The sequence below is a fragment of the Antricoccus suffuscus genome (assembly GCF_003003235.1).
In the GTDB taxonomy this organism is placed as follows: domain Bacteria; phylum Actinomycetota; class Actinomycetes; order Mycobacteriales; family Antricoccaceae; genus Antricoccus; species Antricoccus suffuscus.
The window spans coordinates 118,028-143,615 of sequence record NZ_PVUE01000006.1 but is presented as its reverse complement, the minus strand read 5'-3'; the positions used below and the strand labels follow the sequence as shown (position 1 = coordinate 143,615).

Sequence of the window (25,588 nt, the reverse complement as noted above, 5' to 3'; positions counted from 1 at the left end):
AGCAAAGGTCGAATCCACTGCGCTGCGTCTTGATCCTGCGGGACACGCGTTAGCATTCGAAGTAAACCGCGATGCATAGTTTTGGAGCGGTCTACATAGCGGGGGGACGCATGGAGTTTTCGCTCAGCGCACTCATCATCGTTCCGACGCTCGCCGTCGTGGCCCCGCTGCTTGCCGGCCTCGTCGGCCGCATCGCCAGGGTTCACGTGGTTGTCTTCGAGATCCTGCTTGGGCTACTGGTCGGGCCTAGCGTGCTCGGGTGGGTCCCTTCGAACGGGTTCACGACGCAGATCGCCGACTTTGGGCTCGCGTTCCTCTTTTTCATGGCCGGCAGCGAAACGGACTTCTCCGCCATTAAGGGGCGATTGGCAGCGACGGCCTTGGCCGGATGGCTACTCTCGTTGATCATCGGCGTGTCCATTGGGATCGCGGTCGGCCTCTCCGCGGTCGGAGGCATTATTATCGGTATCGCTCTTACATCGACCGCGCTTGGCACGATCATGCCGATGCTGCGCGACGCACATGAGATGAGCACACCGTTCGGTCGAGCCGTGATAGCTGTCGGCGCAGTGGGGGAGTTCGGGCCGCTGGTGGCGATTTCGCTTTTCCTCAGCGGCCGTACGACCGCCGGCGCCAGCGTGGTCCTGGTCGCATTCGTTGTTATTTCGGCGATCGCGGTATTCGCTGCCTCGCGCGGACGGACCGCAAGTTTCTACAAGCTGATCGCGTCGACCCTGCACACCAGCACCCAACTAGCCGTACGCATCGTCGTAATGATCGTCGCCGCGCTCGCCGCGCTCAGCATCGCCCTCGGTCTGGACATGCTGCTGGGCGCATTCACCGCAGGTGTGATCTGTCGAGTGCTACTTTCCGGGGCGCGACCCGAACATAAGGAACTGATCGAGACCAAACTCGAGGCCGTGTCGTTCGGCTTTCTCGTGCCGATCTTCTTCATCAACGTCGGTATCACCTTCGACCTACACGCGCTCCTTTCCAACGGAAGGGCGCTCATCCTGTTGCCCATCTTCGTGCTTTTTCTGTTGGTCGTGCGCGGCGTTCCTGGTGGCTTCGCTGCGCCGCCGGGATCGAGATTTGCCGACAGGCTTGCGCTAGTGCTGTTCACCGCCACCGGGCTGCCAATCATCGTGGCCGTCACGGCAATCGGCGTCGACGAGAAATACCTGGCACCGGGGACCGCATCCGCGCTCGTAGGTGCGGGAATGCTGTCGGTGCTGCTGTTTCCGGCGATCGCGATGGGTCAGCGAAGTCGGGCGCGCAAGGCGCAGCGACCCCACCCTGGATCTGGATGACGATCAGTGGTTGCATGGGTTCATGAGTGACGCACTAACCGCGCAGACAATTCATATCTCCGGCCACAATGGCGACGACATCGAGGCCTATCTCGCGCGTCCCGCGGAACAGTCCAATCGCGGCGGGGTTCTGGTGATTCATCACATGCCCGGCTATGACCGAGCCACCAAGGAGATCGTGCGGCGATTCGCCGAGATCGGGTACGACGCGATTTGCCCTAACCTCTACTGGCGCGAAGCACCCGGCGCAGCGCCTGACGACGCCGCGGCGACCGCGCGTGCCGCGGGCGGCGTACCGGATGAACGTTTCCTCGGTGATGCCGCGGGCGCGGTGGCGTACCTGCGTGCTCTGGACTCCTCCAACGGCAAGGTGGGTGTGATCGGGTTCTGCTCCGGCGGCAGACAGTCGGTGTTGACCGCGTGTCACGTCGATGTGAATGCCGCCGTCGACTGCTATGGCGCGTTTGTCACCGGTACCCCACCGGAGGGATTCCCGCTACAGGTAGGCAACCTCGTAGAGGACCTGCCGTCGCTGAAATGTCCGCTGTTGGGGCTATTCGGTGTCGAGGACAAGTATCCGTCGCCCGAGAACGTCGACGAGCTTGAGCAGATCCTCTCCAGCAATGACAAGGATTTCGATTTCCACCGGTACGACGATGCGGGTCATGCATTCTTCGCCCCCGACCGACCGTCCTATCGCGTGGCCGCCGCAAACGACGGTTGGGAAAAGATCACTGCCTTTTATGGTCAGCACCTCACCTGAGAATTTTAGAACAATCGCCGTAGGACGGGAGAGACGACACCAATGTGCACCTACGCAACATTGCAGACGGACATCGACGGCAGCGCCAAAGGGCCGGGTGGCAAGTGGTTCCACGCCACCAATGCGACGGTCTACTTCGACCATCCCGTGCATGCGATGGCCGAGCACACGCTGAATATCGACCTGGCCGACCCTGCCGCGGGCCCGTCCCAGCGGGTCGCGGTCGAACTGACAGCGGACTCGGCCCGCAGGCTCGTCGCTGCCATCGAAGGCGCCCTCGCGTCCGCACCCGCCGAGATGACGCTCTGACATGCGGGTTGCGCTGACACTGGGTGGTGACCAGTCCAAAGTCGCCGAGGAAGCACGGCAAGCCGAGGCAGCGGGCTTTGACATGGTCGCCACCGGAGAGCATCTGTTCTTTCACGGACCCGTCCCTAACGCGTTCGTCTCGCTGGCGGCCGCGGCAGGTGCGACCACGAAGATTCGGTTGCTCAGTTCGCTGACGGTACTGCCCCTGTACCCACCGGCGTTGGCGGCGAAACTCGCGACGAGTCTCGATCAGGTGTCCGGCGGCCGTTTCGACCTCGGGGTCGGCGTCGGCGGCGAATTTCCTGACGAGTTCACTGCCGCTGGCGTTGAGGTGAAGGAGCGCGGCGCGCGCACTAACGAGGCGCTCGAGATTCTCAAAGCGTTCTGGTCGGGCGAACGGGTGCAGCACAAGGGAAAGTTCGCCCACGTGCCGGGGCTGGCGATTAAACCTGGCGCGGTCCAGTCGGGCGGCCCACCGCTGTGGATGGGCGGTCGCAAGGACGCCGCGATTTGCCGCGCGGGTCGGTATGCGGACTTCTGGATGCCATATATGTACACGCCGGAACAGCTCGCCGAGTCGCTCGGCAAGGTGCGCGACGAAGCCGAAAGAGCTGGCCGCGATCCGCAGTCGGTGCGCGGCGCGATCTACTGCTGGAGCGCGGTCGACGAGGACGGCACGCAATCGAAGCAGTGGGTGGTCGACGCGGTCAGCACGATCTACCAGCAGGACTTCAGCAAGCTTGCGGACCGTTACCTGCTGTTTGGGTCACCCGACCAAGTTGCCGCTCGGGTTGCCGAATACCGCGATGCCGGGGCCGAGACGCTTGTCTTCGCGCCTGTGGCCGACGGCCGTCGCCGCCAGCAGATTGTGGACGTCTTCGCTGGGCACGTGCTACCTAATCTGCATTCCTGATGTCACCAAGGAGCTGATCATGCGTCCATCGATGAACCGTCCTGGGGAACCTGACCAGCATTTCGCGCTCGACGGACTCGACGCCTTGTTCGAGGCGAAGTCGATCGCGATCCTCGGTGCATCCTCGGACCCGTCGAAGATCGGCGGCCGGCCGATCCGGTTTTTGAAGGAACGCGGGTACGCCGGCGGAGTCTACCCGGTGAACCCCAACCACGCCGAAGTACAGGGTCTCCGCGCATTCGCATCACTGGACGCGGTTGAGGGGCCGGTAGACCTGGCGATCGTGGCGCTGCCGACCCCCGGCGTCCTGCCGGCCTTGAAGTCGTGCGTACAGCACAATGTCCGCGCGGCTGTCGTGTTCAGCGCCGGGTTCGCCGAGATGGGCGCGGACGGCGCGGACCTGCAGCGTCAGATACGCGAGTTGGCGCGCAGGAGCGGGATGCGCGTGCTCGGGCCTAACTGTATTGGTGTGGTCAACAGCAAGCAGGGCGTCTACGCGTCATTCTCGGCGGTTGCCGACTATATGGCCGATCGCAGCTACCGCAGCGGTGTCGCGTTCGTGAGCCAAAGCGGCGCGGTCGGGCCGCATTGCCTGACGGTCGCCCGCACCCGCGGCCTCGACTTCCAGACCTGGGTAACGACCGGCAACGAGGCGGACATCGAGTTCGCGGACTGCCTGGCATACATGGCAATGGACGATTCGGTAAAGGTCATCGCGGCGTACATCGAAGGGTGCCGGAACGGCGCCAAGCTCAAGGCGGCGCTGCAGCTTGCACGCGACCGAGGTAAGCCCGTCATCGTCCTGAAGACAGGCCGCTCGACAATAGGCGCACAAGCGGTCGCGTCGCACACGGCCGCACTGGTCGGGGCGGACAACGTGTACGACGCGCTGTTCGAGCAGTACAACGTCTGCCGTGTCGACTCGATCGAGGAGCTGATTGACACGGCGTACGCCTGCTCCGCCGGCGAGTACCCGCATGGCAACAAAATCGGCATCCTGACCGGGTCCGGGGGCGCCGGAATTCTGATGGCCGATCAGGCCGCCGGTTTGGGTCTCGACGTGGCGCCACTGCCAGAGACTGCGCAGCGCAAGCTGCACGATCTGTGGCCGCCGGCGGGGGTCATGAACCCGGTCGACACGACCGCGCAGACGAGTAACGACCCGAAACTATTCGAGCAGTTCCTCGACGTGGTGCTGAACGAGGGAAACTACGACACGGTCGTGGTATTCCTGACCTATCTTGGGCTTTTGCAGCCGTGGACAGTCACGATGACCGATGCTCTCATCGAAGCCAAGCGGCGCTCTCCGGGCAGTCATATCGTGGTCTCAATGCTCGCGGCACCGGAGGCGGTGCGGCGGTTGGCAGACGAAAACATCCTGGTATTCGACGACCCGACGGCCGCCGTGGCCGCGGTCCATCGACTCGGCCAGCTGTCTTCCGGGTTCGCCGGGCAACCGGCCATTGAGCCGGTAGCGCCATCTGTCGTGCCAGCCTATGACGGCACGACCCTTAACGAGTACGACGCCAAACGGCTGCTCGCACAAGCCGGTGTCGAGGTCGGCGCCGAAGCGATTGTCCGATCGCCCGACGACGCTGCGGCAGCTGCGGTGAAGGTGGGATTCCCGGTCGTGCTGAAGGTCGCCTCGACGGACATCCAACACAAGTCCGAAGTCGGCGGTGTCCTGCTCGATGTCGGTACGGCTGCGGTCGCCCGCGACGGGTATACGAAGATCCTTGGCCGGGTCGCCTTGGCCGCACCCGATGCCCGCGTCGACGGCGTCATCGTCGCGCCGATGGTGACCGGCGGTGTCGAGACGATCATCGGAGTGCAGAACGACCCCGTATTCGGTCCGGTCGTGATGTTCGGACTCGGTGGCGTCTTCGTCGAAGTACTCGGCGATGTCACATACCGACTCGCGCCGTTCGACGAGCGCGTGGCGCTGGAGTTGATCATGGGGGTGAAAGGATCCGCGTTGCTGCAAGGCGCCCGGGGCGGACCATCCTGTGACCTTGCCGCGCTGGCCAAGATGCTTTCGCAAGTTTCGCACTTCGCTGCGGCCAATGCAGACCGGATCGCGAGCATCGACCTTAACCCGGTCCTGGCGCTGCCGGACCGTGCGGTCGCCGTCGATGCGCTGATCATCCCAAAGGCCTGAAGCCATCCCGAAAGCCTGAAGCAGCAGGCACCTTGGTATTCCGACCACCGCGGGACTTAAACCTGACGCCATTTTCACGCGCGCTGCATAGCCCGCGAAGGACCAATTCATAGGATTTCCATAATCTCCGTCGATAATGTCCGTCCAGGCTCGAATCCGCGGCATGCGGTCCGGGGGGTGGGAGAGGCATCGATGGTGCGTTTCAAGGTGCGTGAGTACCGGCTCGGTGTGGTAGTCGGCGGTGCCGTCGCAGTGGTTGCCATCGCGGCCGTGCTCATCACCCTCCTGTCCGGCAGTGCGCCCGCCGCCACTACACAGACCGCAACGGCCCAACTGTCGACCATTGAACAGTCGATCTCGGCAAGTGGCACCCTGCAGCCGACCCAACAGGCGAACCTGAGCTTCGCCGTCGCCGGGCAGGTTGCATCGGTCACGGCCACGGTGGGGCAGCAGGTGACCTCTGGCGAGTCGCTGGCCACGATAGACGCGCCGTCCCTGCCGGTGCAGGTAGCGCAGGCACAGGCGACGGCTGCCAGCGACGAGGCCAAGGTCGCCTCTGACGAGTCGTCTGGCTCGAGCGCACAGTTGATATCCGACGAAGCTGCGTTGGCTGCCGCGCAAGGGCAGCTCACTGCCGCGCAAAACGCGCAGTCCGAGTCGACCATGACCTCGCCGATCGACGGGACAGTCGCGGCGGTCAACGTGGTCGTCGGGCAGTCGGTGTCGGGCACAAGCTCATCCGGTAGCGGTTCGAGCGGCAACGGCACGTCGGGAACCGGCTCGTCCGGCGGCGGTTCAGCAAGCAGTCGGTCAGCCGGCGGTGGCTCGTCCGGCGGCGGTTCATCGGGGTCGAGCTCCTCCGGAGCATCGTCGAGCAGCTCATCGGCACAGATCATCGTCATCAGCACCGGATCCTTCACCGTCGCCGCGACGGTCGACGACACGGAGATCGCACAGGTGGTCACCGGTCAGCAAGCTGTTATAACGCCGGACGGCGCCACCACGCCGGTGTATGGGCTCGTCTCGTCCGTCGGGATCATGTCGAGCTCGAGCTCGGGGATCGCGAACTTCCCGGTCAGTATCACCGTCACGGGCACGCCGAGCGGACTCTATGACGGCGCCAGCGCGAGTGTCCAGATCATCACTAAGAAGCTGCAGAATGTCCTGACCGTGCCGGGAACCGCCGTTCACAGGGCGAACGGCAAGTCGGTCGTGTACGTGCAGAGTACGAACGGTGGTCAGGTCACGAAGCCCGTCACCACCGGTCTGAGCTCGGGCAACCGGATACAGATCCTGTCCGGCGTGAAGTCCGGCGACAAGGTCGTCCTGCCGGCAACGGTGCGCAGCGGCTCCTCGTCCACCGCAACCACCAAGTCCGGCCGTAGCGGTCTCGGCGGAGGGAACTTCGGCGGCGGGGGGAACTTCGGCGGTGGCGGCAACTTCGGTGGTCGTGGCGGCAACGGCGCGGGCGGCTGATGATGACTACCGCACCCATATCTCCTGCAGTCATCGAGCTGCGCGAGGTCTACAAGCGTTACGGCACTGGCGAGGTCACCGTTGAAGCGCTGCGCGGAATCTCGGCCGCGATCCTGGAGGGCGAGTACGTCGCGGTCGTGGGGCCGTCCGGCTCGGGCAAGAGCACGTTGATGCACGTGCTCGGCTGCCTCGACGTACCTACCTCTGGTCAGTACCTGCTGGCCGGAGACGACGTCGCGCAACTGAGCGAGGAGCGTCTTGCCGAGATCCGCAACAGGCAAATCGGGTTCGTATTCCAGCAGTTCAACCTCCTTGCTGGGGCGCCAGCATGGCGCAACGTCGAACTTCCCCTCTGCTACGCGGGACTAGCAAAAGCCGAGCGGAAGGAACGCGCGGTAGCCGCGCTCGAGAGCGTCGGTCTCGGCGATCGCATCATGCACCGTCCCGGTGAGCTGTCCGGTGGCCAGCAGCAACGAGTCGCTGTTGCCCGCGCGCTCGTCACGAGCCCGGCGCTGGTGCTCGCCGATGAGCCGACCGGCAACCTGGACTCGGAGTCGACCGCAGAGGTACTCGGGCTGCTCGACGACCTGCACGATGTCGGTCGCACGATCGTGCTCATCACGCATGAGCGCGACGTCGCCGCGCGGGCCGGGCGCGAGCTACATATCCGCGACGGTCAGATGACCGAAGGCGGGCCTCGTCTCGCCGCGCAGGACGGACAGCCGACGTGAAGTGGGCCGAGACGATCCGGACCGGGCTCGAGGCAGTGCGGGTCCACCGGCTGCGCTCCATCCTCACCATGCTCGGCATCATGATCGGCATCGCCGCTGTCGTGCTGACTGTCGGCCTCGGCGAAGGGGCGGCGGCCAAGGTATCGGCTCAGATCAACTCCCTCGGGAGCAACTTGCTCGTCGTATCGCCCGGCAGCAGCACGACCGGCGGCGTCCGGGGAGGAGGTGGGACGGCCTCGACGCTCACCCAGTCCGACGCCGCAGCGCTGACCTCCAAGACGGTTGCGCCCGATGTATCAGCTGTCGCGCCGACGGTCCAGGGCTCGGAGTCACTGACGTCCGGGTCGACGAACTGGACCACCACGATGGTCGGCACGATGCCGAGCTGGCTCTCAGTGCGTGCCCGGTCGGTACCGGAAGGACGCTTCATCAGCGCGTCCGATGTCAAGTCCGACGCCGCGGTGACCGTGTTGGGTGCCGACACGGCGCAGGAGCTGTTCGGTCGTCGTGACGCGGTCGGCCAGACCGTGCAGGTCAGTGGAATCAACCTGACCGTCATCGGCGTACTCAACCCGGAGGGGTCTACCGCGGTGGCAAACGAGGACGATCAGGCGATCGTCCCTATCACCACCGCGGCCAACCGACTGATCGGCGGTACGGCTGCATCGTCCGTGCAGGCGATCTACGTCGAGGCGAAGTCGTCCGATGCACTGTCCGCGGCGTACCAGGAGATCGACGGTGAGCTGCTGAGCTTGCACCACGCGCTGTCACCGGCGGCCGCCGACTTCACCATCGCCAGCCAGCAGTCGTTGCTGTCGACCGCGACCTCGGTGACCCAGACACTCACTTCACTGCTGGCGGGGATCGCCGCGATCTCTCTGCTCGTCGGTGGTATCGGCGTCATGAACATCATGCTGGTGTCGGTCACCGAACGCATTCGCGAGATTGGCCTGCGCAAGGCACTTGGCGCCACACCGCGGGTGATCCGGCGCCAGTTCCTCGTCGAAGCCTCGGTGCTCGGACTGCTCGGCGGCGTGTGCGGGGTCATGATCGGGCTGATCGGCGCGCTCGTGCTGCCGGGGCTAATTTCCCAGCCGATTGACGTCTCCGGGACGGCGATCGTGTTGGCGATTGTCGTCGCAATCGGAATCGCGCTCGTGTTTGGTGTCTATCCAGCGAGCCGTGCAGCGCGGCTCAGCCCCATCGACGCGCTGCGGAGCGAGTAGCGACATGAACCACTACACCCACACGGAGGACTAACTGATGGTCAGAGGTCTGCGTTCCGCTCATAGCTTGATCCCGATAGTGGCAGTCTGCGGAGTGATGCTGCTGGGCGCGACCGCATGTGGTGGTAGCTCGTCGGCGGCAAGCCCGCCGAGCACCCGCGCCGGCGGGTCGGGCCAGACGCCGTTTAACCCGGGAGTCTCTGGGACCATCGCGAGTGTGACGACCGGGTCGCTCGAGGTGCAGGACCCGCAGAACGGCCAGACAACCGTGACGTATACCGCGGACACGCCAGTCCTCTCCGAGGCCTCCGGCACCTTGGCCGATGTCGTGGTCGGCAGCTGCGTAATCGTCACATCGTCCTCGACGGCGAAGTCGGGTGTGCCGGTCACCGCCGCCACGGTGGCGGTCAGCGCGGCGACTGCGAACGGGTGCACCGGTCAAGGCGGCTTCGGTGGGCAGCGTGGCCAGAGGTCGGCGAACGGACAGCGACCGGCGAACGGCGAAGGATCGACTGGTACGGCGCACAAATCTGCGGCCGACTCCAAAGCCAGCACCTCGCACAAATTCGTGCGACCGACCATCGGCGAGGTCACCGCGATCAACGGTCAAGGGTTCACGGTCAAGGCCGTCCAACGTAAGTCCAGCGCCGCGACCGCATCGTCCAGCAAGAGCACTGCACCGTCGAGTAGGGCGGCGTCGCCCACGACCAGCAACGTTTTGGTCACGACGACGGGCAGTACGACGTACACCGATACTGTGTCCGCGGACGCGTCCGCTTTGGTGGTCGGGAAATGCCTGATCGCCACCGGGACGGCCGACGACACAGGCACTGTGGCCGCCAACCTCCTTCGCGTGTCGAGCGCCGGAGCATCCGGCTGCAGTACGGCGAGCGGTCGCGGCCGGTTCGGATCCCCTGGGGCCGGCGGCAATGGCTGACCTCATGTCGAGGTTGGTGAGTCTGGGCTCACGCAAGACAACCCGACACAGAATGTCCGGCGGCCGACGGCGACTGCTGATCCGGGGAGCCGGGGTGGCAGTCGCGGCCGTGGTGGTGATCGGCGGCGTTCTCGCGTACACAACCCGTACGCCGCAACCGTCGTACCGGGTCGCAAGCGCGACCAAGGATGATGTGCAGGCTGTCGTCACGGCGAGCGGGACCATCGAACAGGTCAACACGGCGAACATCGGATTTGTCACGTCCGGGCAGGTCTCGAGCATCGCGGTAGCGGTCGGCCAGCAGGTCTCTGCCGGCGAGACACTAGCGTCGTTGGACGCGGCGAACCTGCAGAACGCGCTGACCGCGGCACAGGCAGCCGTCGCCGCAGCGCAGGCGAAACTCGCGGCGGATCAGTCTGGGGAACTCGGCACGGGCGCCGCACCGGCCATATACATCAAGAACGGCACTTTGCAGGTCGAGCAGGTCGACGATTCTGGGACCTCCGCTAGCAGCCAGCTTCAGGCAATCATTACGCAGCAAGCCGCTCTCGTGGACGCGCAGCATGCGGCCGACGCCGCTCTTATACAGACAAAGACCGACCTGGCCGCCGAAGAAACGGCTTGTCAGGCATTCGTGACCGCATCGCCAACCGGTACGCCGGCCCAGAGCCAGGCCTGCACCACGGCGGTTCAGGCGGTGCAAGCCGACCAGACAGCGCTGAACGCCGACCAAGCGGCCGTCGGGACCGACGAGTCGGGCCTTGCCGGCGCGTTGAGCACGCTGATCGCGTCCGAGCAGTCCGCGCCTACGACGACCCCCGCGCCGGTCACGACCTCACCGCCGAGCAAGGCACCTCCCGCGACGACCGCCCCGGCGCCTGCGTCACGCCCGGCCGGTCCGACCGCGAGCGGACCGTCCGCATCGGCGAACTCCAAACGCTCCAGCGGCGCCGGGTCCGGCGCGTCGACGTCCAAGGGCTCAGGCACGGGTGGCTCCGGTACGGCGAACGGAGGTTCGGGAGACTCGGGCAATTCGGGCAGCTCAGGAAGGAGCGGAAGCGCCGTACGACCGGCAACCCCGCAACAGTTGGCCGCGGACCAGGCGCAGATCGACCTCGCCAACGCAGAGCTGACGCAGGCGCAGCAAAACGTCGACCAGGCATCGGTGGTCAGCCCGATCGCGGGCACCGTAGCCACGGTCTCGGTGACCGTCGGGCAATCGGTCCAGGCGAGCACGGCGGCAGACCCGCAGTTCGTCGTTGTCGGCAGCGGCGCAGACGAGGTCACCGCTCATGTCAACGACACCACGGTCGGCCGGATCAAGGTAGGCGACTCGGTGCAGGTGCTTCCGGATGGGCAGTCGTCGCCGATCGCCGGCAGCGTGGCGGCGATCGGGATGCTGTCGACCTCGTCACCGGCCAGCTATCCAGTTACGATCGCGATCTCGGGCGACGCGCCACACCTGTACGCCGGCGGGTCGGTCCAGGACACGATCGTCCTCGGCAGCGTCAAACACGTGCTGACGGTGCCGACCTCGGCGGTGCACAACTTCGCGGCCCTGCACACCGTGACGGTCGACAACGGCGGAAAAACCACCACGGTGCCGGTCGTCGTCGGCCTGGTAGGACCGAACCGGACCCAGATCGTCTCCGGGCTCAAGTCGACCGCGGTCGTCGTCCTTGCCAACCTGGACGAGACACTGCCAACGACTACCAGCACGACCACCCGCGGGTTAGGCGGGCACGGCCGAGCATTCGGCGGCGGGTAGCCCCGACCCGATTGGGGACCCGGCGCAGCGGAACGCGCCATCGCATGGAACTACTGTCGGGTGCAGACAACCGATCAGTAGCGAGAGGAAGACCAGTGGGCAAGCTTGAAGGTAGGGTCGCCGTCGTCACAGGCGCCGGTCAGGGAATCGGCCTCGCCGTAGCGAAGGCGTACGTCGCAGAAGGCGCGAAGGTCGCAATGGTCGACAAACGGCCGGAGATCGTAGACATAGCGGCAGAACTCGGTGAGGGCTTCCGCGGCTACGTCTGCGACGTCAGCCAGCGCGCGGACGTGGAGTCACTCGCGCACGACGTGCAGCTCGACCTTGGGCCGATCGGCGTGCTGGTCAACAATGCCGGGATCACGCGACCGGCCATGCTGTGGAAGATGACCGACGAGCAGTGGGACTCGGTCATCAACGTGCACCTCAAGGGCACGTGGCTGTGCACTCAGACGGTCATTCCGCAGATGCGCGAGGCCGGTTGGGGCCGGATCATCAACGTCACCTCGAGCGCCGGAATCAACGGCACGATCGGCCAAGCCAACTACGCCTCGGCCAAGGGCGGGATCCTCGCGCTGACCCGTTCGGCCGCCCGCGAGCTCGCCGGCTTCGGCATCATCGTCAACGCGATCGCGCCCGCCGCGGCGACCCCGATGACCGAGAAGATCCGCACCGACGAACGCTTCGTGGAGACCTACCTCGAACGCATGATGATCAAACGATGGGCCGAACCGGAGGAGATCGCGCCGACGTTCGTGTTCCTCGCCTCGGAGGACACGAGCTACATGACCGGGCAGGTGCTGTCGGTGGACGGCGGGTCCGTCGTCGTACGCTGACCTGCGTCGATTTCCCTAACGCTCGTCACCGGTACGGCGCAGTTCTAGCCGGAACCGAGTGAGGCAAATGCCTGCCACATTGCGGCGTACCGGCCCTCGCCGGCGAGTAGTTCGTCGTGGCTGCCGACCTCCGCGATCCTTCCGTGGTCGAGTACGACGATGCGGTCCGCCGATCGCGCCGTCTGAAGCCGGTGCGCGATCACGATCGTCGTGCGATTATGCGACAACCGCTGCATCGCCGCGGCAACCCGGGCCTCGGTCGCAAGATCGAGGTTGGAGGTTGCCTCGTCCAGCAGCAGGATCACCGGATCGACCAGCTCGGCACGAGCGAGCGCTATCAGTTGCCGCTGCCCTCCGGACAACGACCGCCCGCGCTCGGAGATCTCATGAAGGTATCCGCCAGGCATTTGTGCGATGAACTCATGCGCACCTACCGCCCGCGCCGCCGCCTCCACGTCGACATCCGACGCTTCGGGTCGCCCGTAGGCGATATTGTCGCGAACCGTCCCGGTAAATAGGAACGCTTCCTGGGGCACATAACCAAGCTGTCGGCGGTACGTCGTCAGGTCCAACGACCGCAAGTCATGACCGTCGACCAGTACGCCGCCCTGGTCCGGATCGTAGAACCGGGCCAGCATCTTGATCACGGTCGTCTTCCCCGCACCGGTTTCACCGACCAGTGCGACGGTCTCACCTGCCGCGATCGATAGATCCAGGCCGCGGATCGCTTCCGGGGGTTTCGCCGTGCTTCGGGACGGCGTCGGGTGAAGGCTGTCGGCGGGACCGCGTTGCTCGTCGTCGTGGGGTTCGGACATCACCGAATAGGAAAAGTGCAGGTCGTCAAGTGTGATCGCGCCGGTGAGCCGACCGGGATCGGCCGCGTCATTAGCTGGTGGCGTACCGGTGCTCAGCCTCATCAGCTCCGCGATTCGGCCGATTGAGATCCGAGTCTGCTGCCATGAGTCGAAGACTTGGGACAGCTGTTGGATGGGGGAGAAGAACAGGTCGACGTAAAGGATGAACGCGATGAGCGCGCCCGCAGTCAGGTCGCCGTCATGAATGAGTACGGCGCCAAGGCTGAGCACGATCGCATCCGCCGCTGCAGACAGAAATTGCACGAACGGGAAGTACGTCGCGACCAGGCGCTGTGCGGCGAGCCGGGCGTCGAGGTAATTCGCACCAAGCCTGCGGAACCGGTGGGTCGCAACAGATTCGTGCACAAACGCCTGCGACTCGCGGACTCCCGAGAGGCTCTCTTGGAAGTCGGCATTGACGACAGCGATCCGCTCCCGGGCCAGATCGTATAAGCGGGAAGCGCGGCGCCGGAAGAGCACGGTCGCTATCGCCAGTGGTAGCACGACGCTCAGCGTGAGGAGACCGAGCTGCACGTTGAACAGGACAAGAGCGACCCCGACCCCAACGAAGGTCACGAACGAGACCAATGCGGCTAGCAGACCATTTTCGATCAGAGACTCGAACTGATCCACGTCCGTGGTCATCCGGGTCATGATCCGGCCAGCCATCTCGCGTTCGTAGTAGTTCAACGACAATCGTTGCAGTTGGGCCCAGATCCGGATCCGCAGCGACAGCATGACTCGCTGCGCGACACGTCCGCTGACAAATGTCTGGCCTACTTGGATCACCAGGTCGACGAGGGTGACGATGAGAAATAGACCTGAGGCGGCAGCGAGTACGCCACCGGCACCCGCGATTACGCCATCATCGATACCTGTCTTGACCAAGACCGGTCCCGCGAGGGACGCCACTGCATCCAACACGACAAGGACGAGCGCGATGAGCAGTGGCCGCCGAAACTCGCCCAACAACTTGGGCAGTGTGAAGCCCGGTTGGTGTCGGGTTTCTTGGTCGAGATCGATCTGCGCACGATCTCGGATTGGGTTCAGCGCGGCTACTTGCTTGAGCAGTTCCGGTGTTGGCGCGAGGTTGGCCTTCCAGCTCCCGCCGCCGCCGCGACCGAGCCCAGAACCGAGGCTGGGCGGGCCGCTGGCAGTCCTGACGGATCGGCGTACTGCTTGCGTCGCGGTGTCGTCCCACGCCGCGCCGGTCCGCTGGCGAGCTGTGGCGATCGTGCTCAATGCCTCGATCCGGTCGCCTACCTGCTCGGCCGAGTCATCCTCGAGACCGGTCAATAGTGTGCGGTAGAAAGCGCTGCGGTGTAACAGTTGTTCGTGGTTTCCTTGTTCGACAATGCGGCCCTGATCGAGTACGACGATCCGGTCCGCGAGATGGAGTGTCGATCGGCGGTGAGCGACCAGCAACGTCGTGCGGCCGGCCATCACGCTACGCAATGCCGCGTTGATCGCCTCTTCGGTGTTGGCGTCGACGGCGCTCGTTGCGTCGTCGAGGATCAGGATCCGCGGATCGGAGAGGATGGCCCTGGCCAGCGCGATTCGTTGGCGCTGGCCGCCTGACAGGGTCAGTCCGCGTTCGCCAACGACGGTATCGTATCCCTTGGGCAGGGCCGCGATGAACTCTTCGGCCATTGCTGCCCGCGCCGCCGCCCCTACCTGCTCATCGGTCGCACTCGGTCTGCCATAAGTGATGTTGGATCGAATCGTGTCCGAAAACAAGAAACTGTCTTCAAACACGACACCGATCTCGGACCGTAGTGAATGTAATGACACGGTCCGTACGTCGTGCCCATCGACCGCCACCGACCCTGAGTCCGGATCGTAGAAGCGCGAGATCAGCAACGTCGCGGAGGTTTTGCCGCTGCCGCTGGGCCCGACGATCGCCACCCGTTCACCGGCCGCAATATGTAAGTTCAGCCCGCGCAACACCTCGGTGTCCGCGTTGTACCCGAACCGCACGTCGGAGAACGTGACGGCGCCCTGGATGTCGCGGAGGTCAATTGCGTCTGGGGGATCGACGATCGACGGTCGCAGGTCGAGCAGTTGGAAGATGCGTTCTATGCCGGCCCTGGCCTGCTGGCCGACCGTAAGAAGGCCAGCAAGTTGGCGGGCAGGTGCCATCAGCTGTGCGACGTACGTCGAGAACGCTAGAAACGTACCGAGGGTCAGATTGTGCCGCAGCGCCAGCCAGCCGCCGAGGGCGAGGATCGCGACTTGTGCAATGGACGGGATCGTCTGCAGTAGAGGCTGATAGCGCGCCTGCAGGCGGGTGACGCGCAGCTGTGCGCCGTACAGGGTGTGCGCCGAATCGGCCACCCGCTTGATCTCCCGCGCCTCGCGGCCGAATGCCTTGACTACGCGTACGCCGTTGACATCCTCGTCGACGATCTGTACTACGTCTCCCTCGCGTTGCTGCGCGTCCCAGGTCGCGGGGAATATTCGCCGCCGCATTCGGTAGGACACGACGAGTAGCGCGGGCGCGATGACGAGGCTGACGATGGCGAGCAGCGGTGAGAGGAACAGCATCACGATCAGCGACAGCAGCATCAGCAGCAGGTTGCCGCCCATGATCGGCAAGAAGCTGAGTAAGCCTTGGACAAGCGCCGAGTCGGAGTTGGCTCGAGCGACGAGTTGCCCGGTCGGCATCCGGTCCAGGTTCGCAAAGTCCATCCGCTGCAGGTGTGCCTGCATATCGTTGCGCAAGTCGTACTGCACGGACAGCGCGACGCGGCCACCTCGATAGCGTCGCAGGTAGGCGAATCCGAAGCTCGCCGCGGCAAGGACTAAGAGCAGCACGAGCCACGGCCACAGGCTTGAGGTCTGCGCGACTATTACGTTGTCGACGATTTGTCGCTCAAGGAGCGGTACGACGGTTTGACAACCACTGCCCAGGACCGCCGCCGACAACGCGATCGTGACATCACGACGATGGCGCAGGACATAACTGCCCAGGCGGCGTATCCATCCGCTCGGAGATTGCTCGGACGCGCCCTGTGCTGGAGTCCGCTGCGCCGTCTCGGTGCGGGTCGTCATCGTCCCGTCATCGGCCAGTCGCGATACTGTCGGGCCGGCGTTCGGCTACTGCCGCGTCGATCGCCGGCCCGAGCCAGGCCAGGGACTGAATGACTTGCGCGCCGTCGGGCGTGCGGGCACACAGCAGATCGAGCCGCCGGACCATCTCGGCCTCGACTCGTTCGAGCATCGCCTCGCCGTCGCGGGTCAGTGATAGCGACGCGGCGCGTTGGTCGCCCTCGACGCCAGTGCGTTCGATCAGCCCGCGTTTGCACAGAGCGTCGACCGCCGAGCTGACAGTTGGTCGGCCAAGGGCGAGTCGAGCAGCTACCCGGGAGGCCCGCTGGTCACCCGAGGCGATCGCCGACAGCACCCGATAGTGAGCGAGATTTAGCTCCGCGGATGAACGCTCCAACACGCGGGACATGCGGGCAAGTGCCCGTACGGCCTGCCTCTGCGCGTCGGGGTCCGCAGCGCGGCGAGATGAGGTCACGTTTCGAGGGTAACTCCAAACTAGTTCGTTCGTCGAACTATATGGGCCGTTAATCGTTCTAGCCCAGTCCGCCGAGACTGAGCGGGTCGTACGTGATCCCGAGGATGTGAGTGGGATTCGTTGCGTAGTCTGTTTTCGGATCCGTAGTTTTGTGGTGACCTCGTACCTGACCGACTCGAATCGGGGACGTCATTGTAGAAGGGCCGTGCCGATTAACAAAAACCGACTCGAGGCGTTCAGCGACGGCGTACTGGCCATCATCATCACGATCATGGTGCTCGAACTGCGAGTACCCGCCACGGCAACGTGGCATGGCCTGGCCGAAGTTGCCCCTACATTCCTCAGTTACCTGCTCAGCTTTGTGTACGTCGGCATCTACTGGAATAACCACCACCACATGATGCAGTTGGTGGATGGCGTCAACGGCGCGATCCTCTGGGCTAACCTGCATCTGCTGTTCTGGCTGTCGCTGTTTCCGTTTACCACCCGATGGCTGGACGAGACCGGCTTCGTCGAGATCCCGGTCCTGGTCTACGGAGCCAACCTTCTGTTGGCCGGGATTGCCTACTACATACTCAGTTCGACGTTAATCCGTCGACAGGGCAAGGACGGTCCTCTGGCGCAAGCGACCGGAGGGGACTGGAAGGGCAGGACCTCGCCCCTTATTTACATCACCGGCCTTGCGCTGACGTTTGTGCATCCCGCGATAGGCCTGGGTTTGTACACACTGGTTGCGCTGATCTGGCTGGTGCCGGACCGGCGGGTGGAGCGCTACTTAGCGGCGGCCGAGCGAACGCCCGACGACGGGCCGTAAGCGGCGCTAGCGTTGGTCATTATCGGTCTCGGCGCGTCGATGGACCGGACGAGGCCGCCGGCCGGCTCAGTCGGCCGGGCCCTGGGCAAGGGTGAGCGTCGCGGTGTGTGACTGTCCGGCCGTGTCCGTCCAGGTAATGGTGGTCTGTTGCCCGGGTCGGTAGCTATCCAGGTTTGACTGAAGTCCGCTGCTGGTCGTGGCCGGTCGACCGCCCAGCGAGGTGATTACGTCGCCCGCGACAACACCGGCTTGCGCGGCGGGGGCACCTGACACCACGTCCACCACCGTGCTACCAGAGCCAGCCGCGCTACCCGGTTGCAGCGCAACGCCGAGAAACGCCGGATAACCGATGTGGACGGTGTCCGAAGCCTGATTCGACTCGATCTGGTTGGCGACCGCAAGTGCGGTCCCAATCGGGATGGCGTAACTGGTTGCCGTCGGTGAGGTCGATGTCGCTGTTGTCGTCGCGGACTCGGCTGCGGTGTCCATGCCAACTATGCGATCGGAACTGTTATACAGCGGGCCGCCCGAGTCACCGGCCTGGATAGCGGCGTTGTCCTCGATCAGGCCGTTAAGAGTTTCCGGGTTAGCGCCATTGCTGTCCGAGGCGGTGATGGTTTGGTCCGTCGCGGTGACCGTCCCGCTGGCGGCGCTGGGCGTGCCGCCTGCCCCGCCGGCATTTCCGACACCGGTGACGCTCTGCCCTACGGTCGCCGCGGCAGAGTCCATTTGCGCCGTCTGAAGGTTCGACGCGCCCTGCAACTGCAGGACCGCGATATCACCCGTCGGGTCGGTACCGACCACCGTGGCGGTGTAGGTCGCGCCGGTGGACACGACCGTCGCCTGGATGCTCGTGGCGCCATCGACGACGTGATTGTTGGTCAGCACCTCACCGTTACGCGTGAGGATCATGCCGGTGCCCGCCGCCTCGGCACTCTGGTAACCCAGCGCCGAAACGATGTCGACCACGCCGATCTGTTGAGCAGCGGTAGCCGAGTTCGTGCTCCCGGCAGTGCCATTGCCCGCATTGGCACCGGGCTGCCCATTGCGATATCCGCCAGCGATACTGCCGCCGACACTGAAGTCGCCGGCCGAGCTGCCCTGGCTACTCGTGTTCGGCCGGACCAGCGATGTCGACGCCGCGGCCTGCTGTGACGATCCACCGGCGCCGATCGCGACTCCCACGCACATCGACGCGGCGACGGCCAGCGCACCGCCGGTCAACCACGCGGCCCGATGGTGTTGCCGGGGATGAGGCGTCGGATCGGGTTGCGGGCTCGGCGCGTGCGTGCCAAGTGCGTCCGGCCAGTTTTCGTCCATCTTTATCTCCGATGACTTCGTGTGCTGCTGCGATGCGATCTATGACTCTCCTTTGAGTAGGCGCGGTGTAGTTTGCGGTTTGCTGAGAACAAGCACGGAACTGCCTGAGAATGACGATTCGCGCGGCGCGGCGACCTGATGATGCCGCGTGGTCGGGCACTGTCCCCGGTAGCGATCGCTCGGTAGATTGAGAATCTGGGCCACACCGGTCCCGAATGAGTCAATCCCGCTCGTCGCGGGGAACGGGGGTACTCCATGGCCGACCAGCCGATCGTGCACGTGCAGCAGGGAGCCATCCAAGGAACGACCGATCGTGGAATGCAGGCGTTTCTCGGGATCCCGTACGCCGCGGCGCCGTTCGATGACCTGCGGATGAAGCCGCCGGCCCCGCCCGTGTCGTGGGACGGCGTACGCGATGCGAGCCAGTATGGTCCGACCGTGCCGAAAGGCGACTACCCGCCTCAGTACCAGGCACTATTGCCTGAGGTCACGATCGAGGGCGACGAGTGTCTCAACCTCAATGTGTGGACGCCTGACCCGACCGCGAGCGGACTACCGGTCTACGTCTGGATCCACGGTGGGTCGTTCATGAACGGGTCCGGTTCGATCGCGCAGTACGCCGGCACGTCGTTCGCGCGGGACGGGGTCGTCTGCGTGACGATCAACTACCGACTCGGCGCCGAGGGGTTCCTTTACACGCCAGGGGAAACCAGCAACCTCGGACTTCTCGACCAGGTTGCCGCGCTCGAATGGGTGCGCGACAACATCGCCGCGTTCGGCGGAGATCCGGCCAAGGTCACCGTAGGTGGAGAATCGGCCGGCGCGATGAGTGTGACGACGCTGCTGTCGATGCCGCGGGCCAACGGGCTGTTCCGCTCGGCCATCATCGAAAGCGGCGCGGCCGCCCACACGATGTCGCCGCAGACAGGTGACAAGGTGACCGGTTACCTGGCCGAACTGCTCGGGGTCGAGCCGACGCGAGCGGCGATCGCGGCACTACCGCGCCGACAGGTCTTTGAAGCGGCAGCGGCGCTGACCAACGAGGTTCAGACCACGCCGGACCCGGCGAAGTGGGGCGAGATCGTGCTGAGCCTGTTGCCGTTCATGCCAACCGTCGATGGCGAGGTACTCCCGGCATCACCGATCGAGTCGATCGCAGGTGGCCAGGGCGCCGACGTATCGGTGCTGATCGGTACCAACCTCGAGGAGTCCCGGCTGTTCCTGGTCGCGCCCGGAGTCATCGGGATGATCGACGAACAGGCAGCCCTGATGGGGATCTCGGCGTACGGCGCACCGGCGAAGGACGCGTACGCGCTGTACGGCAAGGACCGTGCCGGCGCCGGCCCGGGCGACATCCTTGCCGCGGTCGTCACTGACTGGTTCTTCCGGGTCCCGGCCATCCGGGTCGCCGAAGCACGCGGCGGTGACAAGACGTGGATGTACCGGTTTGACTGGCGTTCGCCGGCGTACGACGGCCGGCTAGGTTCGGCACACGCGGTTGAGATCCCGTTTGCGTTCGACACTCTCGACTCCGGCGGCCTGGAGCCGATGCTGGGCGCGACACCCCCGCAGGAGGTGGCGAACACGATGCACGACGCGTGGGTCAAGTTCATCACCGACGGTGACCCCGGCTGGTCGGCGTACGACGTGCAGACCCGCGCGACGCAGATCTTCGGTGATGAGCCGCGGGTCGAGTCCGACCCCAACTCGGCTGAGCGGCAGTTCTGGGACGGCATTCGCTAGCGGTCGCGCGGTCATGCGATTCGGAGAGACCCCCGCCGAACCGCATGACCTTAAGCGAAGACGCCGCTACGGGACGTAGCGGACAGCGCCCTTGTCGGCGGACAACGCCATCGATGCATACGCGCGCAGCGCGGTCGACACGGTTCGGTCGCGATCCTTCGGGACATAGCCGCCGGACGCCTCGAGGTGTGCGCGCCGTTCGGCCAACACCTCGTCCGCTACGTCGATGCGGATGGACCGGTTGGGGATGTCGATGACGATAGGGTCGCCGTCCTCGACGAGCGCGATATCCCCGCCGGCGGCGGCCTCAGGTGAGACGTGGCCGATGGACAATCCCGACGTGCCACCAGAAAATCGGCCGTCCGTGATCAGCGCGCAGGAGGCGCCGAGCCCAAGCCCCTTGAGGTACGTCGTCGGGTAGAGCATCTCTTGCATGCCCGGACCGCCGCGCGGGCCTTCGTAGCGGACGATAACGACGTCGCCCGCCTTGACGCGCTTGCTCAAGATCGCCTCGGTCGCTGCTTCCTGCGATTCGGTGACAACGGCCGGCCCGGTAAAGGTCAAGATCGAGTCGTCGACGCCGGCCGTCTTCACCACGCAGCCATCGGGTGCGAGGTTGCCGCGCAGCACGGCCAGTCCGCCGTCCGCGGAGTAGGCGTGGTCGAGATCGCGCACGCAGCCGGTCTCAGCATCGAGGTCGAGCTCGTGCCAGCGTTCGGACTGTGAGAAGGCCTCAGCGGAACGCACACAGCCGGGTGCCGCGTGGAAGAGCTCGACCGCGTTGGGTGCCGGCGAACCGGACCGCACATCCCACGTCTTGAGCCACTCCTCGAGCGACGGTGCGTGCACGGAGTGGACGTCGGCGTTCAGCATGTTCGCCCGGTACAACTCTCCAAGTATGGCGGGGATTCCGCCGGCACGATGGACGTCCTCGACGAGGTAGTCACCGCTCGGCGCCACCTTGCAGATGCACGGCACCCGCCGCGACAGCGACTCGATGTCCTGCAGCGTGAAGTCGACACCGCCCTCGATAGCGGCCGCAAGCAGATGCAAGATCGTGTTGGTCGAGCCGCCCATCGCGATGTCCATGGCCATCGCGTTCTCGAACGCCGCCATCGTGGCGATGTTGCGCGGCAGCATCGACTCGTCGTCCTGGTCGTAGTAGCGGTGCGTGATGTCGACAACGGTCCGGCCGGCCGCCTGGTAAAGCTCCTTGCGTGCGGTGTGGGTGGCCAGCGTCGTACCGTTGCCCGGCAGCGCAAGGCCCAACGCTTCGGTCAGGCAGTTCATCGAGTTGGCTGTAAACATGCCCGAGCACGACCCGCATGTGGGACAGGCCGCTTCCTCGATCAGGCCCATGTCCTCATCGGAGACCGACTCCGAGACCGAGTCCGACATCGCGGTGATCAGGTTGAGACGCGTGCGTACCGTGCCATCGACGAGGACCGTCTTGCCGCCCTCCATCGGCCCGCCGGAGACGAAGACCGTCGGGATGTTGAGCCGCAGCGCGGCCATCAGCATGCCGGGCGTGATCTTGTCGCAGTTGGAGATGCACACGAGCGCGTCGGCACAGTGCGCGTTGACCATGTACTCAACGGAGTCGGCGATCAGGTCACGCGACGGCAGGGAGTAGAGCATGCCGCCATGGCCCATGGCGATCCCGTCGTCGACGGCAATCGTATTGAACTCGCGCGGGATGCCGCCCGCCTCCTTGATGGCTTCGGAGACCACCCGACCGACCGGCTGCAGGTGCGTGTGGCCAGGCACGAACTCGGTGAAGCTGTTGGCGACCGCGATGATCGGCTTGCCGAAGTCTTCGCGGGCGACGCCGGATGCGCGCATGAGAGCGCGGGCGCCGGCCATGTTGCGGCCATGGGTGACGGTGCGAGATTTGAAGGGTGGCATGACTACATCGTGCGATACCGGTGGGTATTGGGGAAGACGCCGTCAACACTAGTAGTGCCAGCACTAGCATTAACGGAATGACCGGTGGTGAACAACGACGCAAGGAGCTCGGCGACTTCTTACGCGCGCGTCGTGGACAGCTCGATCGTGACGAATTCGGGCTCCCACCGGTGGCCCGGTCCCGGCGTACCGGACTACGGCGGGAGGAAGTCTCCTACCTGTCGGGCGTGAGCGTCACGTGGTACACGTGGCTCGAACAGGGCAGAGACACCAACCCGTCTAGGCAGGTCCTCGACGCGCTGGCCGGCGCCTTGCGGCTGACTCCCGCCGAGCACTCCTACGTGTTGTCGCTCGCGGGGTTTGCGGCGCCGGCGCCGACCGAGGCGCCGATGGTGATCGGCGCGCCACCGGAAGTGCAGCGACTCCTCGACGCACTGGTCGGCTATCCGGCGTTTGCGATCACGACCGACTGGTCGATCGTCGGGTGGAACCCGGCGTACGCCGCTCTCTATCCCCACGTCTCGTCGGTTCCCGATGAGGACAGAAACTTGCTGTGGCTGGTCTTCACTGATCCCTATGTTCGCGAGATGCTGCCCAACTGGGACCGGGACAGCCGTCGTTTCCTGACCGAGTTTCGCGCCGAGGCGGGACCGCGACTCGGCAGCCCCGAGTTTGCGACGCTGATTGCCCGGTTGCAGGAGGCAAGCGAGCCGTTTCGAATCGGCTGGGCAAGCCGCGATGTGCAGGGGTTCAGCTCACGTGAGCGGTTGTTTCACCACCCGAAGGTAGGCGACCTCTTGCTCGAGGAGCATCGACTGGCGCCGGTGGACCATCCCGAACTGCATCTTGTGGTCTACACGCCCACGGCTGAGGCTGACACCAGGGAGCGGCTGAGCCGGCTCGTGGGCTAGGCCAGTGGCGCGACGACTGGTCTAATGAACTGACCGCGCGCAGATCTGTGCAACGCCGAGCTCGAGGAGCCGTCATGCCTCACATTCAGCACACTAATGTGGACCTGACAGAGAAATCCGCACCAAATTCGGGATCAAACCCACTACGTGGTTATCTCGCGACGCCAAGTGGCGCTGGACCTTGGCCCGGCGTCGTCATGATTCACGAGGTCTTCGGGCTTGACGATGTCATGCGAAGGCAGGCAGACCGACTGGCCCGAGCCGGGTTCCTGACACTTGCCGTCGATCTGTACAGCGCAGGCGGCGCACGGCGGTGCTTGGTGTCGACGATGCGCGCAATGATGAGCGGCAAGGGTCGCGCGTTCGCGGACATCGAGGCCGGCCGGTCGTGGTTACTGGACTCGGCCGACTGCACCGGCAAAGTCGGCGTCATAGGATTCTGTCTGGGCGGCGGGTTCGCGCTGCTCACGGCGGGCACCGGTTTCGACGCTGCATCGGCAAACTACGGTCAGCTCCCCAAGGATGTCGACGCTGTGCTTTCCGGCGCGTGTCCGATCGTCGGCAGTTACGGCGGACGCGACTTCACCCTCAAGGGTGCCGCCGCGAAGTTGGACGCGGCGCTGACCCGGGCCGGCGTCGTACACGACGTCAAGGAGTATCCGGACGCCGGGCACGCCTTCCTCAACGACGCCGCATCGGGTCCGCGCCCGCTGCGACCACTGCTGCGAGTCGCCGGAATGGGACCCGAACCGTCGGCCGCGACCGATGCGTGGCACCGAATTGACGAGTTCTTCGATACACATTTGAGGTCCGTATGAACACTGATGACCGCGCGTTTCTTGACGCATTTCACCAAGTTGGCAAGATCGGGGCGACCGGACACGGCGGCGTGGAGCGGCAAGCGGGTTCGGCCGCGGACGGTGAGCAACGTCGTTGGCTCGCCGATCTGTTGAGCGCCAGCGGATTTGCCGTCAACTATGACCCGATCGGTAACGAGTTCGGACTTCTCGAGCTGACACCAGGAGCGCCGTACGTGCTGGTGGGATCGCACCTCGACTCGCAGCCCACCGCGGGCCGGTACGACGGCGCCTACGGCGTGATTGCCGCGGCGTACGCCGTGCTGCGACTGGCCGAGAAGTGGCGCGATTCCCACGTTGCTCCGACGTACAACATAGGCGTGGTCAACTGGTTCAACGAGGAGGGAAGTAGGTTCAAGCCGTCGATGATGGGCAGCGGCGTATTCACCGGAAAGATCGATCTGACAGCCGCTCTCGACACGACCGACCCCAGGGGTACGACGGTGCGTGATGCGCTGGACGCGATCGGGTGCCGCGGCGAGTACGACGCGCCAAACATTGCGGCGTACGCCGAAATCCACATCGAGCAGGGTCGCGGCATGGAGAAGGAAGGGGTCACTATCGGCCTCGTGCACTCCAACTGGGCGGCCAACAAGTACGAGTTCCTTGTCCACGGGGAGCAGGCCCACACCGGCTCGACCGTCATCGCCGACCGCAAAGACGCGCTGCTCGGGGCCTCGATGCTGGTGGTCGCGGCGCGCGAGATCGCGGACCATTTCGACGACGGTGTGCTGCACACATCCGTAGGCGAGCTGACCGTCTACCCCAACTCGCCGGTCGTCGTACCGAGTCGAGTCAACCTGCTGCTCGATCTGCGTTCGGCAGACGAGGATGTGCTCGCCGAGGCCGACCGTATGCTGCATGAGCGGATAGCGAAGATCCAAGTGAGCGCCAACGTTCAAATCGAGCGTGGCAGCGCGCATTGCTGGCCGGTCACGCCGTACCAACCCGAAGGCGTGCAGCTTGCAGCATCGGTGGCCGCCGATCTTGGCCTGCGGCACCAAGAGGTGATGACGTTGGCCGGCCACGACTCGACCAACATGAAGGACATCGTGCCCACGGTGATGTTGTTTGTGCCGAGCGTCGACGGGATCAGCCACAACGAACAGGAACTCACGCACGACGAAGACCTGGTCGCCGGGCTGACGATGCTCACCGCGGTGGTGGAAAAGCTTGCGGACGGCGCGTTGAAGTCGTAAATAGTGGCCGGAACCTCGCGGGTGGCATAGGTTGC

Annotated in this window: 21 protein-coding genes; 16 read left to right on the top strand and 5 right to left on the bottom strand. The window is 65.0% G+C overall.

Going from position 1 to position 25,588, the window contains the following annotated elements; all coding sequences use genetic code 11:
• Nucleotides 1–110 precede the first annotated feature (110 nt).
• From CLV47_RS09280 to CLV47_RS09245, 8 genes are all read left to right on the top strand, one after another.
• Nucleotides 111–1,310 (top strand): cation:proton antiporter, encoded by a 1,200-nt coding sequence (locus CLV47_RS09280; RefSeq protein ID WP_106348752.1) that lies wholly within the window; start codon nucleotides 111–113, stop codon nucleotides 1,308–1,310.
• Between the two features lie 22 nt (nucleotides 1,311–1,332).
• A complete protein-coding gene (locus CLV47_RS09275) occupies nucleotides 1,333–2,073 on the top strand; it encodes a dienelactone hydrolase family protein (RefSeq protein WP_106348751.1) in 741 nt (246 codons plus the stop codon).
• Nucleotides 2,074–2,115: 42 nt separating this feature from the next.
• Nucleotides 2,116–2,382, top strand: coding sequence for a DUF6295 family protein (locus CLV47_RS09270; protein ID WP_106348750.1), 267 nt, complete (start codon nucleotides 2,116–2,118; stop codon nucleotides 2,380–2,382).
• A gap of 1 nt (nucleotide 2,383) precedes the next feature.
• Nucleotides 2,384–3,295, top strand: a complete 912-nt coding sequence (locus tag CLV47_RS09265) for an LLM class flavin-dependent oxidoreductase (protein WP_106348749.1) — start codon at nucleotides 2,384–2,386, stop codon at nucleotides 3,293–3,295.
• Between the two features lie 19 nt (nucleotides 3,296–3,314).
• Entirely contained in the window at nucleotides 3,315–5,453 is a 2,139-nt protein-coding gene (locus CLV47_RS09260) for an acetate--CoA ligase family protein (protein WP_202862482.1), read from the top strand.
• A gap of 192 nt (nucleotides 5,454–5,645) precedes the next feature.
• Entirely contained in the window at nucleotides 5,646–6,929 is a 1,284-nt protein-coding gene (locus tag CLV47_RS09255) for an efflux RND transporter periplasmic adaptor subunit (RefSeq protein WP_146135339.1), read from the top strand.
• On the top strand, nucleotides 6,929–7,660 hold the full coding sequence (locus tag CLV47_RS09250; protein ID WP_106348746.1) for an ABC transporter ATP-binding protein: 732 nt from the start codon (nucleotides 6,929–6,931) through the stop codon (nucleotides 7,658–7,660). Before CLV47_RS09255 ends, CLV47_RS09250 begins: the two co-directional genes overlap by 1 nt.
• Nucleotides 7,657–8,886, top strand: a complete 1,230-nt coding sequence (locus tag CLV47_RS09245) for an ABC transporter permease (protein WP_106348745.1) — start codon at nucleotides 7,657–7,659, stop codon at nucleotides 8,884–8,886. Before CLV47_RS09250 ends, CLV47_RS09245 begins: the two co-directional genes overlap by 4 nt.
• 60 nt (nucleotides 8,887–8,946) lie before the next feature.
• Here CLV47_RS09245 and CLV47_RS09240 read toward each other — a convergent pair whose 3' ends face one another.
• On the bottom strand, nucleotides 8,947–9,276 hold the full coding sequence (locus CLV47_RS09240; protein ID WP_146135338.1) for a hypothetical protein: 330 nt from the start codon (nucleotides 9,274–9,276) through the stop codon (nucleotides 8,947–8,949).
• Between CLV47_RS09240 and CLV47_RS09235 the strand changes: the two genes are divergently transcribed.
• The 3 genes from CLV47_RS09235 to CLV47_RS09225 all read left to right on the top strand — a co-directional run bounded on the left by CLV47_RS09235 (nucleotide 9,266) and on the right by CLV47_RS09225 (nucleotide 12,427).
• Entirely contained in the window at nucleotides 9,266–9,823 is a 558-nt protein-coding gene (locus CLV47_RS09235; RefSeq protein ID WP_146135337.1) for a hypothetical protein, read from the top strand. The genes CLV47_RS09240 and CLV47_RS09235 overlap by 11 nt on opposite strands.
• Nucleotides 9,824–9,917: 94 nt before the next feature.
• Complete coding sequence (locus CLV47_RS09230; RefSeq protein WP_170111013.1) at nucleotides 9,918–11,591, top strand: efflux RND transporter periplasmic adaptor subunit; 1,674 nt, start codon at nucleotides 9,918–9,920, stop codon at nucleotides 11,589–11,591.
• 95 nt (nucleotides 11,592–11,686) lie between these two features.
• Nucleotides 11,687–12,427: an SDR family NAD(P)-dependent oxidoreductase gene (locus CLV47_RS09225; protein ID WP_202862481.1), complete on the top strand. Its 741-nt coding sequence runs from the start codon at nucleotides 11,687–11,689 to the stop codon at nucleotides 12,425–12,427.
• A 44-nt stretch (nucleotides 12,428–12,471) separates the two neighbouring features.
• Here the strand turns inward: CLV47_RS09225 and CLV47_RS09220 are convergent, their stop codons facing one another.
• The gene (locus CLV47_RS09220; protein WP_106348740.1) at nucleotides 12,472–16,332 is read right to left on the bottom strand and encodes an ABC transporter ATP-binding protein; all 3,861 of its coding nucleotides are present in this window, start codon (nucleotides 16,330–16,332) and stop codon (nucleotides 12,472–12,474) included.
• Nucleotides 16,333–16,339: 7 nt separating this feature from the next.
• Entirely contained in the window at nucleotides 16,340–16,804 is a 465-nt protein-coding gene (locus tag CLV47_RS09215) for a MarR family winged helix-turn-helix transcriptional regulator (protein ID WP_202862480.1), read from the bottom strand.
• 205 nt (nucleotides 16,805–17,009) lie between these two features.
• Between CLV47_RS09215 and CLV47_RS09210 the strand changes: the two genes are divergently transcribed.
• Nucleotides 17,010–17,618 (top strand): TMEM175 family protein, encoded by a 609-nt coding sequence (locus tag CLV47_RS09210; protein WP_202862479.1) that lies wholly within the window; start codon nucleotides 17,010–17,012, stop codon nucleotides 17,616–17,618.
• A gap of 66 nt (nucleotides 17,619–17,684) precedes the next feature.
• Here CLV47_RS09210 and CLV47_RS09205 read toward each other — a convergent pair whose 3' ends face one another.
• Entirely contained in the window at nucleotides 17,685–18,938 is a 1,254-nt protein-coding gene (locus CLV47_RS09205; protein WP_106348738.1) for a S1C family serine protease, read from the bottom strand.
• A gap of 255 nt (nucleotides 18,939–19,193) precedes the next feature.
• On the opposite strand from CLV47_RS09205, the gene CLV47_RS09200 reads away from it, so the two are divergent.
• Entirely contained in the window at nucleotides 19,194–20,681 is a 1,488-nt protein-coding gene (locus CLV47_RS09200) for a carboxylesterase/lipase family protein (RefSeq protein ID WP_106348737.1), read from the top strand.
• A gap of 66 nt (nucleotides 20,682–20,747) precedes the next feature.
• Here the strand turns inward: CLV47_RS09200 and ilvD are convergent, their stop codons facing one another.
• Entirely contained in the window at nucleotides 20,748–22,586 is a 1,839-nt protein-coding gene (gene ilvD, locus CLV47_RS09195) for a dihydroxy-acid dehydratase (RefSeq protein WP_106348736.1), read from the bottom strand.
• A 77-nt stretch (nucleotides 22,587–22,663) separates the two neighbouring features.
• Here ilvD and CLV47_RS09190 point away from each other — a divergent pair, with 77 nt between their 5' ends.
• From CLV47_RS09190 to CLV47_RS09180, 3 genes are all read left to right on the top strand, one after another.
• The gene (locus CLV47_RS09190; RefSeq protein WP_106348735.1) at nucleotides 22,664–23,497 is read left to right on the top strand and encodes a helix-turn-helix transcriptional regulator; all 834 of its coding nucleotides are present in this window, start codon (nucleotides 22,664–22,666) and stop codon (nucleotides 23,495–23,497) included.
• Between the two features lie 74 nt (nucleotides 23,498–23,571).
• Nucleotides 23,572–24,315, top strand: a complete 744-nt coding sequence (locus CLV47_RS09185) for a dienelactone hydrolase family protein (protein WP_106348734.1) — start codon at nucleotides 23,572–23,574, stop codon at nucleotides 24,313–24,315.
• Nucleotides 24,312–25,553 carry a M20 family metallo-hydrolase gene (locus CLV47_RS09180; protein ID WP_106348733.1) on the top strand — a complete coding sequence of 414 codons (1,242 nt, stop codon included), beginning with the start codon at nucleotides 24,312–24,314 and terminating at the stop codon, nucleotides 25,551–25,553. The genes CLV47_RS09185 and CLV47_RS09180 overlap by 4 nt, the downstream gene beginning before the upstream one ends.
• Nucleotides 25,554–25,588: the final 35 nt, after the last annotated feature.

Coding starts and splice junctions, on each gene's coding strand:
- CLV47_RS09280 (WP_106348752.1), top strand. CDS start 111: ATGGAGTTTTCGCTCAGCGCACTCATCATCGTTCCGACGCTCGCCGTC.
- CLV47_RS09275 (WP_106348751.1), top strand. CDS start 1,333: ATGAGTGACGCACTAACCGCGCAGACAATTCATATCTCCGGCCACAAT.
- CLV47_RS09270 (WP_106348750.1), top strand. CDS start 2,116: ATGTGCACCTACGCAACATTGCAGACGGACATCGACGGCAGCGCCAAA.
- CLV47_RS09265 (WP_106348749.1), top strand. CDS start 2,384: ATGCGGGTTGCGCTGACACTGGGTGGTGACCAGTCCAAAGTCGCCGAG.
- CLV47_RS09260 (WP_202862482.1), top strand. CDS start 3,315: ATGCGTCCATCGATGAACCGTCCTGGGGAACCTGACCAGCATTTCGCG.
- CLV47_RS09255 (WP_146135339.1), top strand. CDS start 5,646: ATGGTGCGTTTCAAGGTGCGTGAGTACCGGCTCGGTGTGGTAGTCGGC.
- CLV47_RS09250 (WP_106348746.1), top strand. CDS start 6,929: ATGATGACTACCGCACCCATATCTCCTGCAGTCATCGAGCTGCGCGAG.
- CLV47_RS09220 (WP_106348740.1), bottom strand. CDS start 16,332: ATGACGACCCGCACCGAGACGGCGCAGCGGACTCCAGCACAGGGCGCG.
- CLV47_RS09205 (WP_106348738.1), bottom strand. CDS start 18,938: ATGGACGAAAACTGGCCGGACGCACTTGGCACGCACGCGCCGAGCCCG.
- CLV47_RS09200 (WP_106348737.1), top strand. CDS start 19,194: ATGGCCGACCAGCCGATCGTGCACGTGCAGCAGGGAGCCATCCAAGGA.
- ilvD (WP_106348736.1), bottom strand. CDS start 22,586: ATGCCACCCTTCAAATCTCGCACCGTCACCCATGGCCGCAACATGGCC.
- CLV47_RS09190 (WP_106348735.1), top strand. CDS start 22,664: ATGACCGGTGGTGAACAACGACGCAAGGAGCTCGGCGACTTCTTACGC.
- CLV47_RS09185 (WP_106348734.1), top strand. CDS start 23,572: ATGCCTCACATTCAGCACACTAATGTGGACCTGACAGAGAAATCCGCA.
- CLV47_RS09180 (WP_106348733.1), top strand. CDS start 24,312: ATGAACACTGATGACCGCGCGTTTCTTGACGCATTTCACCAAGTTGGC.